This is a genomic window from Streptomyces rhizoryzae, from assembly GCF_023155275.1.
Classification (GTDB): domain Bacteria; phylum Actinomycetota; class Actinomycetes; order Streptomycetales; family Streptomycetaceae; genus Streptomyces; species Streptomyces rhizoryzae.
Genome location: NZ_JALMUV010000038.1, coordinates 17,126 through 32,615 on the forward strand (window position 1 = coordinate 17,126; position 15,490 = coordinate 32,615).

Annotated in this window: 16 protein-coding genes and 1 tRNA gene; 10 read left to right on the forward strand and 7 right to left on the reverse strand. The window is 73.0% G+C overall.

What is annotated here, in order from left to right:
* Positions 1-2 precede the first annotated feature (2 nt).
* Genes MUU72_RS25860 through MUU72_RS25900 form a run of 9 tightly spaced genes read left to right on the forward strand, consistent with a single transcriptional unit; the run spans position 3 to position 6,773 of the window.
* Positions 3-866 carry a class-II aminoacyl-tRNA synthetase family protein gene (locus MUU72_RS25860; protein ID WP_248015805.1) on the forward strand — a complete coding sequence of 288 codons (864 nt, stop codon included), beginning with the start codon at positions 3-5 and terminating at the stop codon, positions 864-866.
* Positions 856-1,098: an acyl carrier protein gene (locus MUU72_RS25865; RefSeq protein WP_248015806.1), complete on the forward strand. Its 243-nt coding sequence runs from the start codon at positions 856-858 to the stop codon at positions 1,096-1,098. Before MUU72_RS25860 ends, MUU72_RS25865 begins: the two co-directional genes overlap by 11 nt.
* A complete protein-coding gene (locus MUU72_RS25870) occupies positions 1,095-1,742 on the forward strand; it encodes a maleylpyruvate isomerase family mycothiol-dependent enzyme (protein WP_248015807.1) in 648 nt (215 codons plus the stop codon). The genes MUU72_RS25865 and MUU72_RS25870 overlap by 4 nt, the downstream gene beginning before the upstream one ends.
* Positions 1,743-1,778: 36 nt before the next feature.
* The gene (locus MUU72_RS25875) at positions 1,779-2,198 is read left to right on the forward strand and encodes a MaoC/PaaZ C-terminal domain-containing protein (RefSeq protein WP_248015808.1); all 420 of its coding nucleotides are present in this window, start codon (positions 1,779-1,781) and stop codon (positions 2,196-2,198) included.
* Positions 2,199-2,240: 42 nt separating this feature from the next.
* Positions 2,241-3,098, forward strand: coding sequence for a class I SAM-dependent methyltransferase (locus MUU72_RS25880; RefSeq protein ID WP_248015809.1), 858 nt, complete (start codon positions 2,241-2,243; stop codon positions 3,096-3,098).
* A complete protein-coding gene (locus tag MUU72_RS25885) occupies positions 3,095-3,862 on the forward strand; it encodes a PIG-L deacetylase family protein (RefSeq protein WP_248015810.1) in 768 nt (255 codons plus the stop codon). Before MUU72_RS25880 ends, MUU72_RS25885 begins: the two co-directional genes overlap by 4 nt.
* Positions 3,863-3,872: 10 nt before the next feature.
* A complete protein-coding gene (locus MUU72_RS25890; protein ID WP_248015811.1) occupies positions 3,873-4,823 on the forward strand; it encodes an EamA family transporter in 951 nt (316 codons plus the stop codon).
* 3 nt (positions 4,824-4,826) lie between these two features.
* Positions 4,827-5,270, forward strand: a complete 444-nt coding sequence (locus MUU72_RS25895) for a PPC domain-containing DNA-binding protein (RefSeq protein ID WP_248015812.1) — start codon at positions 4,827-4,829, stop codon at positions 5,268-5,270.
* 9 nt (positions 5,271-5,279) lie between these two features.
* Positions 5,280-6,773 (forward strand): FAD/NAD(P)-binding protein, encoded by a 1,494-nt coding sequence (locus tag MUU72_RS25900; RefSeq protein ID WP_248015813.1) that lies wholly within the window; start codon positions 5,280-5,282, stop codon positions 6,771-6,773.
* A 72-nt stretch (positions 6,774-6,845) separates the two neighbouring features.
* Here MUU72_RS25900 and MUU72_RS25905 read toward each other — a convergent pair whose 3' ends face one another.
* From MUU72_RS25905 to MUU72_RS25920, 4 genes are all read right to left on the reverse strand, one after another.
* On the reverse strand, positions 6,846-7,637 hold the full coding sequence (locus MUU72_RS25905; RefSeq protein ID WP_248015814.1) for a phytanoyl-CoA dioxygenase family protein: 792 nt from the start codon (positions 7,635-7,637) through the stop codon (positions 6,846-6,848).
* Positions 7,638-7,807: 170 nt separating this feature from the next.
* Positions 7,808-10,117, reverse strand: coding sequence for a bifunctional serine/threonine protein kinase/MFS transporter (locus MUU72_RS35690; RefSeq protein ID WP_248015815.1), 2,310 nt, complete (start codon positions 10,115-10,117; stop codon positions 7,808-7,810).
* 305 nt (positions 10,118-10,422) lie between these two features.
* Positions 10,423-10,496: transfer RNA gene (locus MUU72_RS25915), tRNA-Met, on the reverse strand.
* 103 nt (positions 10,497-10,599) lie between these two features.
* Entirely contained in the window at positions 10,600-11,556 is a 957-nt protein-coding gene (locus MUU72_RS25920; protein WP_248015816.1) for a LysR family transcriptional regulator, read from the reverse strand.
* A gap of 95 nt (positions 11,557-11,651) precedes the next feature.
* Here MUU72_RS25920 and MUU72_RS25925 point away from each other — a divergent pair, with 95 nt between their 5' ends.
* Entirely contained in the window at positions 11,652-12,746 is a 1,095-nt protein-coding gene (locus MUU72_RS25925; protein WP_248015817.1) for a YeiH family protein, read from the forward strand.
* Between the two features lie 38 nt (positions 12,747-12,784).
* Here the strand turns inward: MUU72_RS25925 and MUU72_RS25930 are convergent, their stop codons facing one another.
* The 3 genes from MUU72_RS25930 to MUU72_RS25940 form a co-directional block, all read right to left on the reverse strand.
* Positions 12,785-13,300: a 2,4'-dihydroxyacetophenone dioxygenase family protein gene (locus MUU72_RS25930; RefSeq protein WP_248015818.1), complete on the reverse strand. Its 516-nt coding sequence runs from the start codon at positions 13,298-13,300 to the stop codon at positions 12,785-12,787.
* A 156-nt stretch (positions 13,301-13,456) separates the two neighbouring features.
* Positions 13,457-14,074 carry a LysE family translocator gene (locus MUU72_RS25935; RefSeq protein WP_248015819.1) on the reverse strand — a complete coding sequence of 206 codons (618 nt, stop codon included), beginning with the start codon at positions 14,072-14,074 and terminating at the stop codon, positions 13,457-13,459.
* Between the two features lie 212 nt (positions 14,075-14,286).
* A complete protein-coding gene (locus MUU72_RS25940; RefSeq protein WP_248015820.1) occupies positions 14,287-15,396 on the reverse strand; it encodes a diaminopropionate ammonia-lyase in 1,110 nt (369 codons plus the stop codon).
* Positions 15,397-15,490 lie beyond the last annotated feature (94 nt).

Sequence of the window (15,490 nt, forward strand, 5' to 3'; positions counted from 1 at the left end):
GAATGGAAACGAACGGTCTCGCCTACCTGCGTCCCGGTGAAGCCCGGCTCCTGCGGCACCTGGACGACATGTTCGAGCGGTGGGGCACCGAGGACGGCGCCGCCCCGGTCATCGGGGCACCGCTGCTGCCGGTCGCCAAGCTGGCGAAGCTCGACTACTACCAGAACTTCCCGCACCAGGCACTGGTGGTCAACGCGCTGGACCTGGAGCGCCGCCCGCAGGGCCAGGACGCCTCCGTCATCGAGGCGTTCCCTCCGGAGCAGTTGCAGAGCGCGGAGATCGCCCTGCCCTCGGCCACCTGCTACGCGGTCTACCTGGGGCTGGAGGGCACCAGCATCCCCGGGAACACCCTGATGACCCTGGTCGGCCGGTGCTTCCGCCGGGAGGAGCGGTACTCCGGGCTGCGCAGGCTGCTCGGCTTCCACATGCGGGAGATCGTGGCGCTGGGCGAGCAGGAGTTCGTCGAGGACCACATCGACCGCTTCTCCTCGCGCATCCTGCGGTTCGCCGAGGCGCTGGACCTGCCGTTGCGCAAGGAGGCGGCGACCGACCCGTTCTTCGACGGCGAGGGCCCGCGCGCGCTGTTGCAGCGCATCGCGCCGGTCAAGTTCGAGTTCCTGGCCGGGGAACTGGCCATCGCGTCGGTGAACAAGCACCGCAACTTCTTCGGCGAGCGCTGCGCCATCCAACTGGCCGACAGCGGGCGGCCGGTGTTCACCAGCTGCGTCGCGTTCGGCCTGGAGCGGTGGCTCGCCGTGCTGCACGACCGCTACGGCGACTGGGAAGCGGCCGACGAGGCCGTCACGAAGGCAGACCAGGCACTGGCATCAGCCGCACACACCGAAGGGACTTCCCGTGCACTCTGAACGCGATCAGCTCAAGCAGTGGATCCTGGCCCGCCACCCGGAGACGCCCGACATAGACCCGGATCTCGACATCCTGGAGAACCGGCTCATCGACTCCCTGGCCTTCGTCGAGTTCATGCTGCTGGTCTCCCGGCTCAGCGGCGAGGAGATCGACATGGAGACCCTGGACATCGACGACTTCCGCACCCTGCGGCGGATCGAGGAGCGGTACTTCCGGGCAGGCGTGGCGTGACCGCTCCGGCCGTGGAGACCGGTCCCGAGCGGTTGCTGCGGGCCGAGCGCGAGACCCTGCTGCCCGCGCTGCGCGATCTGCCGCCGGAGATGGCCGGGCGGCGCACCGTGTGCCCGGCGTGGACGGTGCGCGACGTGGTGGCGCACTGCGCGGCGGCGCTGGTGGGACTGACCGCCGGCGCGGCGTACCGGGCGAGCCACGATCAGAACCAGCGGGACGTCGAGGAGCGCCGGGACTGGCCGTTCGCCGACGTGCTGGACGAGTTCGAGCGCGGTCTGACGGTGGCCGGCCCCGCGATCCGCGCGGCCGGCGGCACCAAGGACCTGGCGGCGCTGGGGACGTGGATCCACGGCGGCGACGTCCGGGAGGCGCTGGGGATGTCCGACGCGTACCACAGCGCGGGGACGGCGGAGGCGCTGGCGGCGCTCGCCGGATGCGCCCGGGTGACCGCCGCCCCGCAGGTGCACGTCACGCTCGACGACCGGGAACTGGTCCTCGGCTCACCGGTCGAGGGCCGGGACCCGGCGCGGCTCCGCACCGATGTCCCCACCCTCTTCCGGCTCTACACCGGGCGGCCGGCCGCCCCGGAACGGTACCGGCTGGTCGGGGCACGGCCGGAGGAACTCATCAGCGCGGAATGGTAGGTCGGTTCAGCAATGCTCTACCTAGAAGATTTCCCCGTGGGGGCCGTGTTCGAGCTGGGCAAGGTCGAGGTCACCGAGGAGGAGATCCTCCGCTTCGGCCGCGCCTACGACCCGCAGGTCTTCCACACCGATCCGGAGCAGGCCCGGGACTCCGCCTTCGGCGGCCTGGTGGCCAGCGGCTGGCTGACGGCCTCGCTGTTCATGCGGCGGTACGTCGAGGAGATCCTGAACCGGTCCGCCGGGGAGGGCTCCCCCGGGGTGGACGAGGTGCGGTTCCACCATCCGGTGCGGCCCGGGGACGTACTACAGGCGCGGCTGACGGTGCTGGGGGTCGGCCCGGTGCTCGGCCGTCGCGGTTCCGGCATCGTCCGTCCCCGGTGCGAACTGCTCGATCCGCAGGGCTCCGCGGTCTTCAGCATGGTCCTGCACAGCATCTTCCGGCGCCGGGATGCCTGAGCGCGCCCCGGCACAACCTCGACAGACAGGGAGCAGTGACGCATGGAATCGGTGAAGCAGGTCATGGAGCCCGTGTCCAAGACCGCGCAGTGGACCGCCGCGGCGCGCGCGCTGGAGTCCGAACGGCCGGACCGCATCTTCCACGACCCCTACGCGCGCCTGGTCGCCGGTGAGACCGGCTTCGCGCTGCTGGAACGCTATGCCGGTTCCGCCGTCGTCCCGTTCGTGCTGGTGCGCAGCCGGTACATGGACGACGCCATCCTCCGCACCGTCCGGGAGCGCGGGATCCGCCAGGTGGTGCTGGTGGCCGCCGGGATGGACATGCGGGCCGTCCGGCTCACCTGGCCCGAGGGGGTCACGCTCTACGAACTGGACCGGCCGGCGCTGCTGGAGACCAAGGCGGCGCTGCTGGCCGAGAACCCGCCGCAGCGTGCGGAGGGAGCCGTCAGCCGGTGCCAGGCGGTACCGGTCGACCTGGCCGCCGCCTGGCAGGACGACCTGCGCGCGGCCGGCTTCGACGCCGGGCAGCCGACCCTGTGGGTGGCCGAGGGGCTGTTCTTCTTCCTGCCCGAGGACGTGGTGCGCGGCCTGCTGGGGTCGCTGCGCGAGCTGTCCGCGCCGGGGTCCGTGCTGATCGGCGACATGACCAGCCAGGCCACCCTCAAGAACCCGCTCGCCAAGGGCTTCATGCGGGTCCTGATGGAGGACGGCAACCCGTGGCTGTTCGGCACCGACGCGCCGGAGGAGTTCCTGGACTCGTGCGGCTGGGCGACCGAGGAACTGCTCCAGCCCGGTGAGGAGGGCGCCGCCTTCGACCGCTGGCCGTTCCCGGTGCCGCCGCGTTCGGTGCCCAACGTCCCGCGGTCCTTCCTGTTCACCGCCGGGGTGAAGCCCGCGTGACGTACGCCGGACCCGCGCAGTCCCCGTTCGGCCCGGTGGAGCGGGTGCTCGCGATCGCGGCGCACCCGGACGACACCGACTTCAAGGCGGGCGGCACCGTCGCGCAGTGGACCGCGGCGGGCACCGAGGTGACCTACCTGGTGCTCACCGACGGCGCGGCCGGGGGCGAGGACCCGGCCGTGCCGCGCGCCGCGTTGGCCGGCGTCCGGGAGGCGGAGCAGCGGGCCGCCGCCGACGCCCTGGGGGTCAAGGAGGTCGTCTTCCTCGGCCTGCCCGACGGGGAGTTGACGGTCGACCTGGCGCTGCGGCGGGAGATCACCCGGGTGGTCCGGCGGGTCCGCCCGCAGCGGGCGCTGATCCAGAGCCCGGAGCTCAACTGGGACTTCCTGCCGGACATCCATCCCGACCACCGCGCCGCGGGAGAGGCCGCGCTGGCGGCGCTCTACCCGGACGCCCGCAACCCGCGCGCCTATCCGGAGCTGCTGTCCGAGGGGCTGCGGCCGTGCGTCGTCCCGGAGATCTGGGTGATGACCTCGCCGCGCCCCGACACCTGGGTCGACGTCACCGACGTGTTCGACCGCAAGCTGGCCGCACTGCGTGCCCACACGTCGCAGACCGCGCACCGTGCGAACCTGGCGGATGACATACGTTCCCGGTTGCGCGGGCAGGCCGCGGCGGGCGGTCTGCCGGAGGGCAGGCTGGCCGAGGCGTTCCAGGTGATACGTACCGAACAGGCTGCCCCGCCTGCTGACAGCACCCGTTGAGGAGGGCTCCTTGCCGATTTCGAAACTTCTGGGCGGCATCCTGGTGATGGTGATCTGGGGGGTCAATTTCGCCATCATCGATATCGGACTGCGGTCCTTCGACCCCTATCTGCTGGCCTCCCTGCGGTTCCTGCTGGCGGCCGTGCCCGCGGTGTTCTTCTTCAAGCGCCCGCAGGTCCCGTGGCGTTACATCGCGTTATACGGGGTCTTCTTCGGCATCGGGCAGTTCGGGCTGCTCTTCGCCGGTATGCACTTCGGCTTCTCCGCCGGGCTCGCCTCGGTGGTGATGCAGCTCCAGGCGTTCTGGACGATCGGTCTGGCGGCGGCGATGCTGCGCGAGCGGGTCGTTCCGCGGCAGCTGACCGGCGTGGTGGTGGCGGCCATCGGCATCGCGTTGATCATCGGGATCACCGACGGGTCGGTCACCGCCGTCGGCGCGGTGCTGGTGATCGGCGCGTCGCTGTCGTGGGCGATGGCCAACATCGTCATCAAGAAGGCGCACCCGAGCGACGCGCTGGCCTTCACGGTGTGGGCGAGCCTGATCCCGCCGATCCCGATGTTCCTGCTGTCGCTGGGCGTCAACGGCTGGGGGTCGATCACCCACTCCTTCGACCACATGGGCTGGGCGGGCATCGGGTCGCTGGCCTACATGGTGTACCCGACGATCCTCTTCGGCTTCACCCTGTGGGGTCATCTGCTGCGCAACTACAAGACCTCCCACGTGGCCCCGTTGTCGCTGCTGGTGCCGGTCTTCGGGATGGCCTCCTCGATACTGATCCTCGGCGAGCCGCTGGGCACGCTGAAGGCCACGGCCATCGTGCTGGTCATCCTGGGACTGGTCATCAACCAGTTCGACCTGGTCGGCCGGTTGAAGGCACGGTGGCGGGCCGCGCCGGCCGCGCCCGCGGAAGGCGAAGTCATCGGCGGCGACCCGGCCGCCAGCACCACGAGAGCGAGTTGACCCATGCGCAGCCGTTTGCTGACCGACGACGCACCCCGGATGTTCGCCGTCGTCTTCGACCAGGACGAGGACGTGCTCACCGTGCTGGAGGAGTTCGCCACCGCCCACTCGGTGGCCGGAGCGTCGTTCACCGGGATCGGCGCCTTCCGGAACGCCGCGCTCTCGCTCTTCGATCCGGAGAGCCGGACGCACGTCCCGATCCCGGTCACCGAGCACACCGAGGTGCTCAGCCTGTCCGGCAACATCGCGCTCAAGGACGGGCGGCCCTCCGTCCACATGCACGCGGTGCTGGGCCGCCGGGACGGCTCGACCGTCGGCGGCCACGTGCAGCGCGCCACGGTGCGGCCGACGCTGGAGGTCGTGGTCACCGAGTTCCCGAACCCGTTGACCAGGCGCCTGGACGAGGCGCGCGGACTGCCCGTCATCGACCTGGACGCGGACCGCTAGACCATGGGGGTGGGGGAGGCATACGCGATGCGGTTGGCGGTGATCGGTGGTGGAGCGGCGGCGGTCAGCCTGCTGGACAGCGCGCTGCGCCGGTTCGAGGGCGAGGAGCGGCGCTGCGACATCACCGTGTACGAGGGCTCGGCCAACTTGGCCACCGGCCGCGCCTACCGCCCGGACCTGGACTGCGCCCTGGTCAACCGGGAGGCCGGCTACATGTCGGTCCGGAGCGCGGACCGGGGCCACTTCCTGCGGTGGCTGCACCGCGCACCGCGGTACCGGGACACCTCGTACGCCTCGCTGCCGGTGGATTCCTACGTACCGCGCAGGGTCTACGGCGAGTACCTGACGGCCCATCTGGAGTCCTGCCGCGCCGAGGCCGAGCGGCGCGGCTGGACGGTGCGGGTCGTTCCGGAGTTCGCCGTCGAGGCGAAGGCGACCGCCGGGGACGTGATGGTCCGCAGCGCCCGCGGCGTCGGCCACTTCGACCGCGTGGTGCTGTGCCTGGGGACGGGCGCGCCCGCCGACCCCTACCGGCTGGCCGGCGCCCCCGGCTTCCATCCGGACCCCTATCCGTTGCGCGCGGTCCTGCCCGAGATAGCCGCCGACGCGCATGTCCTGGTGCTGGGCAGCGGCCTGTCCGGGGTGGACGTCGCCCTCGGACTGCTGCGTTCCGGACACCGCGGCCCGATCACCATGACCTCCCGGCACGGCCTGCTGCCAGGCGTACGCGCCACGCAACCCCCGTACTCCTTACGGCACTTGACTCCGGAGGCGGTGCGGCAGCGGGTGGCCCGCGACGGTGCGCTGCGGGCGCGGGACACCTGGCGGCTGCTGCGCGCCGAGCTGACGGCGGCCGGTGTGGACCTCCGCGCGCTCGCCGCGGACCGGCCCGCTGCGGAGCGGCTGCGGGAGGACCTCTCCCGGCTTGGCGGCAATGCCTGCCAGGCGGCAGTGTCGGCGATGATGCACCAGGTGCGGGAACCCGTCTGGTGCGCCATGTCGGACACCGACCGGCGGCTCTTCCTCAGCCGCTTCCACGCGTTCAGCAAACCGCTCTACAACCCGATGCCGCCGCCCACCGCCCGGACGCTGCTGGACGCCATGGACAGCGGCCAGCTGGCGGTGCGGTCCCGGACGACCTCCGTCACCGCCCGCGCGGGCGGCGGCTTCACCCTGGAGGACGGCGGCGGTCGGCTGACCAGGGTGGACACGGTGGTCGACGCCACCCGCTCCGGGCTGGCCGGCACCGGCAGCCGGGCGGAGCCCTTCATCGACTCCCTCACCGGTTCCGGTCTGGCCGTGCGCAATCCGGTCGGCGGCGTACGCATCGACGTCACCAGCAACGCCCTGCGTGCCGCCGCGCCCGAGGAGGACCCGCGTTTCTTCGCGCTGGGCGACATAGCCTCCGGCGACCTCTTCTACGCCGGCAGCATGTACATGCTCAACACCCGTGCCGAGGTCATCACCCACACCCTCGCCCGTGCTGCGCACGCCGGGGGGTGAGGGAGGGGCGCCCGCCGCGCCCCCGGCCGCGGAGCGGGCGCAGTGACCTCTCACGGTGACGGTTGCGCCTGCTCAGCGCAGGCCGGTGGCCGGGGTGTCGTGTCCCAGGCCCTGCCGGATCGCGATCTCCACGGGTGAGTACGCGCCGTCGGCCCGCTCCAGTTCGTACGGGGCGGCCGGCATCAGCGGCGGCTGGGCCATGAAGCGCGGTCGTGCCCCGTGGTGCGGTTGTGCCGCGTGCACCAGGAACGGGTGGCACAGGAAGACGTCGCCCGGGGACCCGGTGGCGAGGGCGAGCGGCCGATGGGCGGAGGCCGCCACCAGCTCCGGAGCGAGGGCCAGCCCGCTCGCCCCGTCCTCCCCGTACTTCTCCAGCACCTTCGGGACGTCGAGGTGTGAGCCGACCCGGATCCGGGTGGGGGCGTCCTCCGCACCGACCTCGCTGAAGAGGAAGAGCATCAGCAGCGCCCGGCCCCGGGAGCGGAGATTGGTGAAGTACCAGTCCTCCCCCTCCGGCAGATAGCTCCCTTCGATGTGCCAGCCCGCGTCGTCCGGCTCCTCCTCGTGCGGGAAGCGCAGCGGGAAGGTGCCCAGTGAGTAGCGCGGTTCCCAGCGTCCCGCGCCGACGAGCAGGTCGTACGCGCGGTGCAGGGCCGGGGAGTTGGGGGCGGCGGCGAACGGTCCCTGCGCCATGCCGGCCACCCAGTGCACGGGCTGTGTCCAGGTCGCCGGCTCGTCCGGGTCGCAGCCCGTCTCCCGCCACAGCAGCCGCGCGCAGTCCGCGGCCACCCGCGGTGCGACAGCGCCCTCCACCTTCACGAAGCCGTCGCGGAGGAAGCGGGATACCAAGGTCGTGTCATCCATGCCCCCATCGTGTGGCACCACCGGCTCCGGTCACCCGACATTGTCTGCACCGCCTTTGTCGGGTGCCCGGCGGGTCCCTTCGCTCCCGTTCCGGGCCGGCGGCGTCGGTGGCGGGAGCACTCCTCCGTGCCCGCCTGCCCGCGTGCCCGCTGCCGTTCCGTGGCCCGGCCTCAGGGAGCGGAGAGCGCGTGGGTCGTCACCGTCCGGCCGGCGATCAGGCTTGCCAGGAGCAGGCAGAGGACCGCCCACCACGGAGGGCCGTTGAGGGTGTCGTACACCGCCGTGCCGAGCCCTTGCCCCAGGAGCTGCGATGCGATGAGGGCGCCCGACGCCGCGCCGGAGTGCTGCGGTGCGACGGCGGCGGACGCGGTGGCGAAGAGCGGCGTGAAGAGCAGGCCCATGCCCAGGCCCGCGAGGATGGTGCCGGGCAGCAGGATCCCGTACGTGCCCCCGACCGCGATGGCGACGATGCTCAGGGCCAGCCCGAGGGGGGTGACCAGCAGGCCCGCCACCAGGAGCCGGCGGGGCGGCACGGCACGCCGCAACAGGCGGGGGCAGATCTGGCCGGCACCGATGGCGATCGCGGCGACCATGGGGAGCATCTGGAGAGCCGCCTGTCCTGGGGAGTGGCGGAAGCCGTGACCCGCCAGGCGGACCAGGGGCGGTATCAGGCACAGGATGCCGACGCCGGCCAGACCCATGGTCAGGAAGCCGCCCAGGCGGCTGCGGTCCTTCAGGACGTACGACGCGAGGAGTGGGCTCGACGTTGTGCCCTGCCACAGCAGAAAGGTCAGGAGCAGGACGAGGCCCCCGCAGAGCGAGGCGATCACCTGGGGGTTCTCCCAGCCGGCCGACGGGGCCCGGGTGAGTCCGTAGGAGAGGGCGGCGAACCCGAGGGAGCTGAGCAGGACACCGGGCAGGTCGAAGCGGACACCGGTGCGGTCCGGGCGGTCGTGCGGCAGGAGGCGGACGCTGGCCAGGGCGATCAGGGCGAGGACCGTGCCGATGCCCAGGGCCGGGCCCGGAGCCAGGAACCCTGCCGTGAGCTGCCCGAGCAGCGGACCACCGGCGCTGACGGCCGCGTAGCTCCCGAACGCCCTGATCCGTTCCTTCGGTTCCGTGAAGACCGTGGTCACCAGGGCCAGCGCCGCCGCCGTCACCAAGCCGCCGAAGCCGCCCTGTAGGACGCGCACCAGGATCAGCAGCGGCACGGAGAAGGCGCCGGCCACGCCGCCGAGCAGACCGGACGCCGCGAACCCCGCCAGGCCGATGGCCAGCGTCCGTCTGCGCCCCGCGAGGTCCGCGAGATGACCGCCGGACAACAGCAGGGCACCGAAGGCGACCGTGAAGGCATAGATCGCCGGGTTCCGGCCGTCGGAACCGGACCGGCTTCCGAGCGTCGCTCCGAGCAGCACCGTCAGCTGCGCCAGTGCTATCACGGCCAGCCTCCGCCGGCGGCGGGGCGAGGGGGCGGGGGCCTGGGCCGCGGCCGGGACCGTCGGGGTGTAGGCGGGTGGGGCGGAGGGCGCCGCCGGGGCGGTCTGCGTCACGGGCGGGGCGGCGGGCGCTTCGGCCCGCGCCACGGGCACGTAGTCCAGCAACTGCCCGGCGTGGCGCCCCAGTTGGGCCAGCACCTCGCCGGGCAGCCATACGCCGCCGTCGTCCCCGCCGGTGCGGGCGGAGATCTCCGCCGGGGTGGGCCGCCGGGCCGGATCCTTGGCCAGGCAGGCGCGTACGAGCCCGAGGAGAGGCTCCGGCACGCCGGTCAGGTCGGGTTCGTCCTCGGCGATCCGGAAGAGGTGGGCGTTGAGGCCGGTGTCGGTGGCCCCGAACAGGAGGCGTCCGGTGGCGGCATACACCAGGACGGCGCCGAGGCAGAAGACGTCGCTGGCGGGGGTGAGTTCCAGGCCCCGGACCTGCTCGGGGGACATGAAACCGGGCGAGCCGATCAGCATGCCGGTGCGGGTGTGCAGGCTGTCGCCGGTCAGGCTGTCCATCGCGCGGGCGATGCCGAAGTCGATGACCCGCGGCCCGTCCACCGTCACCAGGACGTTGGACGGCTTGAGGTCGCGGTGGATCAGGCCCGCCTCGTGCACGGCCCGCAGCGCGAGGGCCAGGCGGTTGGCGAGGACGCGGACCGAGTGCTCGGGCAGTGGGCCGAAGTCCTCGGCGACGACTGCCGCCAGGTCCGGTCCGGGCACGTACTGGGTGGCGACCCAAGGCACCGCGGCCTCGGTGTCGGCGTCGAGGACGTCCGCCGTCCAGGTCCCGCCCACGCGCCGGGCCGCCGCCACCTCGCGGGCGAAGCGCCTGCGGAACTCCGCCTGTGCGGCGTACTCGGCCTGGACCACTTTGACCGCGACCGTGCGGCCGACCTCGGAGCGGCCGAGGTAGACCAGGCCCATGCCGCCGGCGCCCAGGCGGGCGATGAGGCGGTAGGGGCCTATGCGCGTGGGGTCTTCGGCGGTGAGCTGGTCCACGCCGGAAATCTAGCCGAGGCCGTCGGCGCTGGTGGGGGAAACGGCAGAGATCGCCGATGCGGTACGGCCGGCCACGTGGCGGGAGCGGCACAGTCCGGCGCCGTCATCGAGGAGGAGTGTCGTCGAGGGGGAGCGCAGCGCCACCGCTTCCGTCCCCGTCCCCCACCGGCCGAGCGCGGCCGCACCGCCGTCCGGGGCGGCGAAGCCGCCCGACGCCGCCCGCCTTCCGGCAGGCGCTGCCGGGGCCCGCTGCACTCCGAACAGCGGTGAGGGCCCGGTGGATTCACCGGGCCCTCACCTGTGAGTAGCGGGGACAGGATTTGAACCTGCGACCTCTGGGTTATGAGCCCAGCGAGCTACCGAGCTGCTCCACCCCGCGTCGACACGGTGAACTCTACGGCACCGGGGCGGAACAAGCGAATCGCTGCCGGCGCCACGGATCGTGCGGACCCGCGACCCGCACGCCCGCCGGCAGGGATCCGCTACCCCGCTCCCTCCCGCCGAGCCACCGTCACCAGTTCGGCCGCCGGCCCCACCAGGCGCCGCCCCGTCGGCCAGACCGCGCGCAGATCGCGTGTGAGGTCGACGCCCGCCACCTCGACACCGGTCAGCCGCCCCTCGGCGATGTCCCCGCGCACGGCCAGTTCGCTCAGGACGGACGGCCCGGTGCCGGCGATCACCGCACCGCGCACGGCGGCCGTCGAACCCAGTTCGACCAGGGGCCGGACCCGTTCGCAGCCGGCCAGGTACAAGGCGCGGTCCAGGGTCTGCCGCGTACCGGAACCGCTCTCCCGCAGCACCAGTGGCGTACGGGACAGCTCCCGCGCGGACAGCGGCTCGCGGCGCCGCGCCCACGGATGACCGGGGTCGACCACGACGACGAGCCGGTCCTCGGCCACCTGGCGCGTCGCCATCACGCGCGAGAGGCGCGGCCCTTCGATGAACCCGATGTCGGCCTCGCCCGATTCGACCAGTTCGGGGACGTGCTCGCTGTTGGTCACCTGCAACCCGATGTAGAGATCCGGCCGGCGCCCGCGCAGCTCGCTGATCCAGGCCGGCAGCAGGTACTCCGCGATGGTCAGGCTCGCCGCGACCCGGAGTTCGGCCTCCCGCCGGTCGCGCAGTTTGCCGGCGCCGACCAGCAAGTCGTCCAGTTCGTCCAGAACGCGTCGGGCGTGCCCCGTGACGACCTGCCCGGCCAGCGTCAGCCGGGAACCGCGTCGGGTCCGGTCGACCAGCACCAGTCCCAGCCCGCGTTCCAGCGTCGACAGCCGGCGGCTGGCCGAGGGTTGGGAGATCCGCAGCCGCTCGGCGGCACGGCCCAGACTCCCCAGATCGGCCACGAGGACGAGCAGGCGCAACGACTCCAGGTCAGGCGTGCGCAGGGGCAGGGGCAGGGCGAGGGACTGGGGGACGGCTTGCCGGGGTGCGTCGGTCACAGCGTGAGCGTATGAGACAGTCATACGCCTGCGCTATGAGCTCCTGCTCGTTCAGGGGCTACAGGGCGGGCGCGGGGCCGCCCAGAGTGGTGATCATGAAGAACGCCGGACTCCCGCGGTCAACGACCGACCGACCGCCCCGCCCTGCCGCTCCCCCGAAGCCCCGCGCCGCGCTCGCCGCCCGCCTGCCCGGGCTTGCCCTCGCCGTCGCGGTGGCCCTCGTCGCGACCCTGCTGGGCCGGCTGGTCCCCGTCGTCGGCGGGCCGGTCAGCGGCATCGTGCTCGGGGTGCTGGTGGCGGTCCTGGTACGGCCCGGCGACCGGATGCGGCCCGGCATCTCCTTCGCCGGGCGCGGAGTGCTCCAGGCCGCGGTGGTGGTCCTGGGCGCCCAACTGTCGCTGGGGCAGGTGCTGCGGGTCGGTGTCGGTTCGCTGCCGGTGATGCTCGTCACGCTCGCGGTGTGCCTGGCGGCGGCCTACGGTCTCGGGCGCCGTCTGGGGGTGGTCCGCGACTTGCGCACCCTGATCGGGGTGGGCACCGGTATCTGCGGGGCCTCCGCGATCGCCGCGGTCACGCCGGTCATCGGCGCGGCCGAGGCGGAGGTGGCCTACGCCGTCTCCACCATCTTCGTCTTCAACATCGCCGCGGTGCTGACCTTCCCGGCCCTCGGCCATCTGCTGGGCCTGAGCCAGCACGCCTTCGGCCTGTTCGCCGGCACCGCGGTCAACGACATGTCGTCGGTCGTCGCGGCAGCCACCACCTACGGCGGCCCGGCGGCCGACTACGCGGTGGTGGTCAAGCTCGCCCGAACGCTGCTGATCATCCCCATCTGCCTGGGCCTGGCTGCCCTCGCCCGCCGCCGGGCCCGGCGCGCTGACGCCGGCCCGGCAGGTGCGGAACGGGGGCTTCCCGGCCCGGTGCGCGTCGGTCGGCTGGTGCCGTGGTTCCTCGCCGGCTTCCTCGTCCTGGCGGCCGCGAACACCGCGGGTCTCATCCCCTCCGCCGCCCACGGCCCGCTCAGCACGCTCGCGGTCTTCCTGATCACCGTGGCCCTGTCCGCGATCGGCCTGTCCACCCAGCCCGCCACACTGCGGCAAGCCGGCTCCGCGCCCCTGCTGCTCGGGGGCTGCCTGTGGCTGGTGGTGACCGCCACCAGCTTGGCCGTCCAGTTCCTGGCCGGGCACCTGTAGACCACGGGTGGCGAACCGGCGGACGGCACCGACCGTGTTCAGAGGTAGCGGGCCCGGTTGATCGGGATGTCCTGCTCCTGGCAACCTCGCTCGTAGTGGTCGATGAGCCGGAAGACGTCGACCACCGCGGTCACCCTGCTCTGTGCGTCGAGGAACTCCACCGGCCCGTTGAGCCAGAACACGGTCTTCATGCCCTCGTCGGAGTACAGGGTGTGGGTGCGGCCGGGGCTTTCCCGGATGAAGTCGCCTGGGCGGCCGACCCAGTCGTACTCCCGATAGCGCCAGCTGCCCTCCAGCACATAGCCCGACACCGGGCCGCGGTGCCGGTGTCGGCCCAGCGATCCGCCGGATTGCACCCACAGGACGTTCGCGGCGGAGTTGCTGCGGATGTCGAACGTCAGATGCTTGATCATCACCTGCGGGGCGAACGGAAGCCATGGTGAGGCCGCGTCAGCGATATGCCCTTCGGGCAGCGCGTACCGGTCCCGACGCCGGTCGATCCTCGCTTCGGTCGCGGCCAGGTCGTCCGCGCCCGGGGTCGAGTCCACGCTCATGTCCGGTGTCCCTCCTGCTGGTGCTGGGGCTGTTGCTGCTCCGGCCTGTTGCCGCTGGGGCCCGTCGGTGCCGGGGCGGGCGCGCACCCGGACCATGTTCGGCGCCTGCGGTCCGGCGCGACAGGGGCTTCCCGGACGATTGGTCACCGACACCCCTCAGCCGGCCGCGCTCGCCACCGCGAGGCCGAAGCCGATCAGCACCACGCCCGTGGTCCGCCCGAGCGCGCGGCGGGTTCGCGGCCTTTCGAGGACGCCGCGGGCCTTGGACAGCAGGAACACGTAGCTGCCGAGCCAGGCAAAGGTGAGGGCGGTGTGGAGGAGGATCAAGGAGGCCATCGCCCGGCCGGGCGCCAGCCCCGGCGGAGCCAGCATGGGGAGCAGGCCCGTGTAGAAGACGGCGATCTTCGGGTTGAGGAGGTTGCTGACCAGACCCGTCCGCCACGGGCTCCCCGCGGCGGGGCCGGTTGGTGCCGGGACGGCGGGGGCGGCGCGGCGGTGGTGCCACAGTGCCTGCGCGCCGAGGAACACCAGGTAGCCGGCGCCGAGGAACCTGACGGTCAGGTAGGCCGCGGGCCAGGCGGCGAGCATGGCCGTCAGGCCCGCGACGGTCAGCGCGCCCCAGAGCAGCAGCCCCGTCGCGATCCCGCCCACGGTGCGCAGCGCGTCCCGGGGGCCGGCCACGAGCGCCCGCCGGGTCACCACTGCCATGTCCGGGCCGGGCACGATGGTCAGCAGCGCAAGGACACCGGTCGCGGCCAGGAAGTGGGTCAGCACGCCGACGGCCCCCTTCCGATCGCGTGGTTCAGGCCGGTCGGGGGTGGGGTCATGGAAAGTCGGTGGTTCAACGAACGGTCCTCGGTGGGGCGGTGGCACGGCGACGCAGCGCGTGAGGGGTGGTCGGGCACGGGGGCGGAAGGGGGCTCAGTGCGGGAGCGATCGGTCACGGAGCAGGAGAAGTTCTCCGTCACGAGTGGCCGAGTGGCCGGTCAGGGACTGGGATTGGCGGCGGTGCCCTCCGTGCTCAGGAGGACGACCACCGAGGACGGTCCGAGGCCCAGTGTCGTGCGGCGTTCCCCGGCGCCCGGTGCGGTGAGTACCGCCCGCAGTCCGGCGAGCGCCGCCGCTCCGCAGGGGCCCGAGGAGACACCGGCTGCGGCGAGGTCCGCGGCGGCGCGGGCGCTGTCGGCGTCCGCGATGGCGACGGCGGCGTCGAGTCCGGCGCGCAGGGCGGGCCAGGCGATGCTGGACGGAGTGCCGCAGTTCATTCCGGCCATGGCGGTGGTGCCCGTCGCCACGGTGACGGGTTCGCCGAGGATGAGGCTGTGCAGGACGCAGGCCGCGGCCTCCGGCTCCACGGCCAGCAGCGCCGGGGCGCGTCCGGCGGGCCGGCTGCGGTAGTGGGTGACCACCGCCTGGGCCAACGACCCCACCCCGACCGGCATGGCGACGAGGTCGGGACCCTCGGCGGCCCCCACGGCCGCCAACTGCTCGTCGATCTCCGCGCAGAGGGTGGAGTACCCCTCCACGATCCACCCCGGCACCCGCTCGTAACCTGCCCACGCGACGTCCTGGACCAGGACCGCGTCCGGGCGGGCGGCCGCCTCGGCCGCCCGGCGCACCGCCTCGTCGTAGGAGCCCGGGACCTCGGTGACCCTGGCCTGTTCGGCGGCGATGGCCGCCACGGCCTGGGGATGCACGCCCTGGGCGACGAAGATGTGGGCGCGCTGCCCGAGGCGCCGTGCCGTGCGGGCGACCGCGCGGCCGTGGTTGCCGTCGGTGGCGGTGACCAGGGTGAGCGGGCCGGGATCCGCGCCGTTCGCGGCCCGCTCGGCGAGGAGGCGGTGGACCGCCCAGGACGCGCCCAGCGCCTTGAACGCGGGCAGCCCCAGGCGGCACGACTCGTCCTTGACGAAGACCCGCCCGACCCCCAACTGCGAGGCCAGCGAGGGAAGTCCGGTCAGCGGCGTGGGCGCGTAGTCGGGCAGCGAGGCATGGAACGCGCGCGCCGCGGGGGGCGCGGGCTCACACCGCCAGGCCCGGGCACCGGGGCGCACGTACCACGGCAGCCTGCGGGAGGAGGAAAGCTCGTCGGACATACGTCCAGCCTCCGACGGGACCCGGTCTTCGGTCCAGCGAATGTTTCCGACCTATACTCGTCGGAGAAACCGATGGTTTGGCGGGGACCGGTGA

Coding starts and splice junctions, on each gene's coding strand:
- MUU72_RS25860 (WP_248015805.1), top strand. CDS start 3: ATGGAAACGAACGGTCTCGCCTACCTGCGTCCCGGTGAAGCCCGGCTC.
- MUU72_RS25880 (WP_248015809.1), top strand. CDS start 2,241: ATGGAATCGGTGAAGCAGGTCATGGAGCCCGTGTCCAAGACCGCGCAG.
- MUU72_RS25895 (WP_248015812.1), top strand. CDS start 4,827: ATGCGCAGCCGTTTGCTGACCGACGACGCACCCCGGATGTTCGCCGTC.
- MUU72_RS25905 (WP_248015814.1), bottom strand. CDS start 7,637: ATGGATGACACGACCTTGGTATCCCGCTTCCTCCGCGACGGCTTCGTG.
- MUU72_RS25925 (WP_248015817.1), top strand. CDS start 11,652: ATGAAGAACGCCGGACTCCCGCGGTCAACGACCGACCGACCGCCCCGC.
- MUU72_RS25930 (WP_248015818.1), bottom strand. CDS start 13,300: ATGAGCGTGGACTCGACCCCGGGCGCGGACGACCTGGCCGCGACCGAA.
- MUU72_RS25940 (WP_248015820.1), bottom strand. CDS start 15,396: ATGTCCGACGAGCTTTCCTCCTCCCGCAGGCTGCCGTGGTACGTGCGC.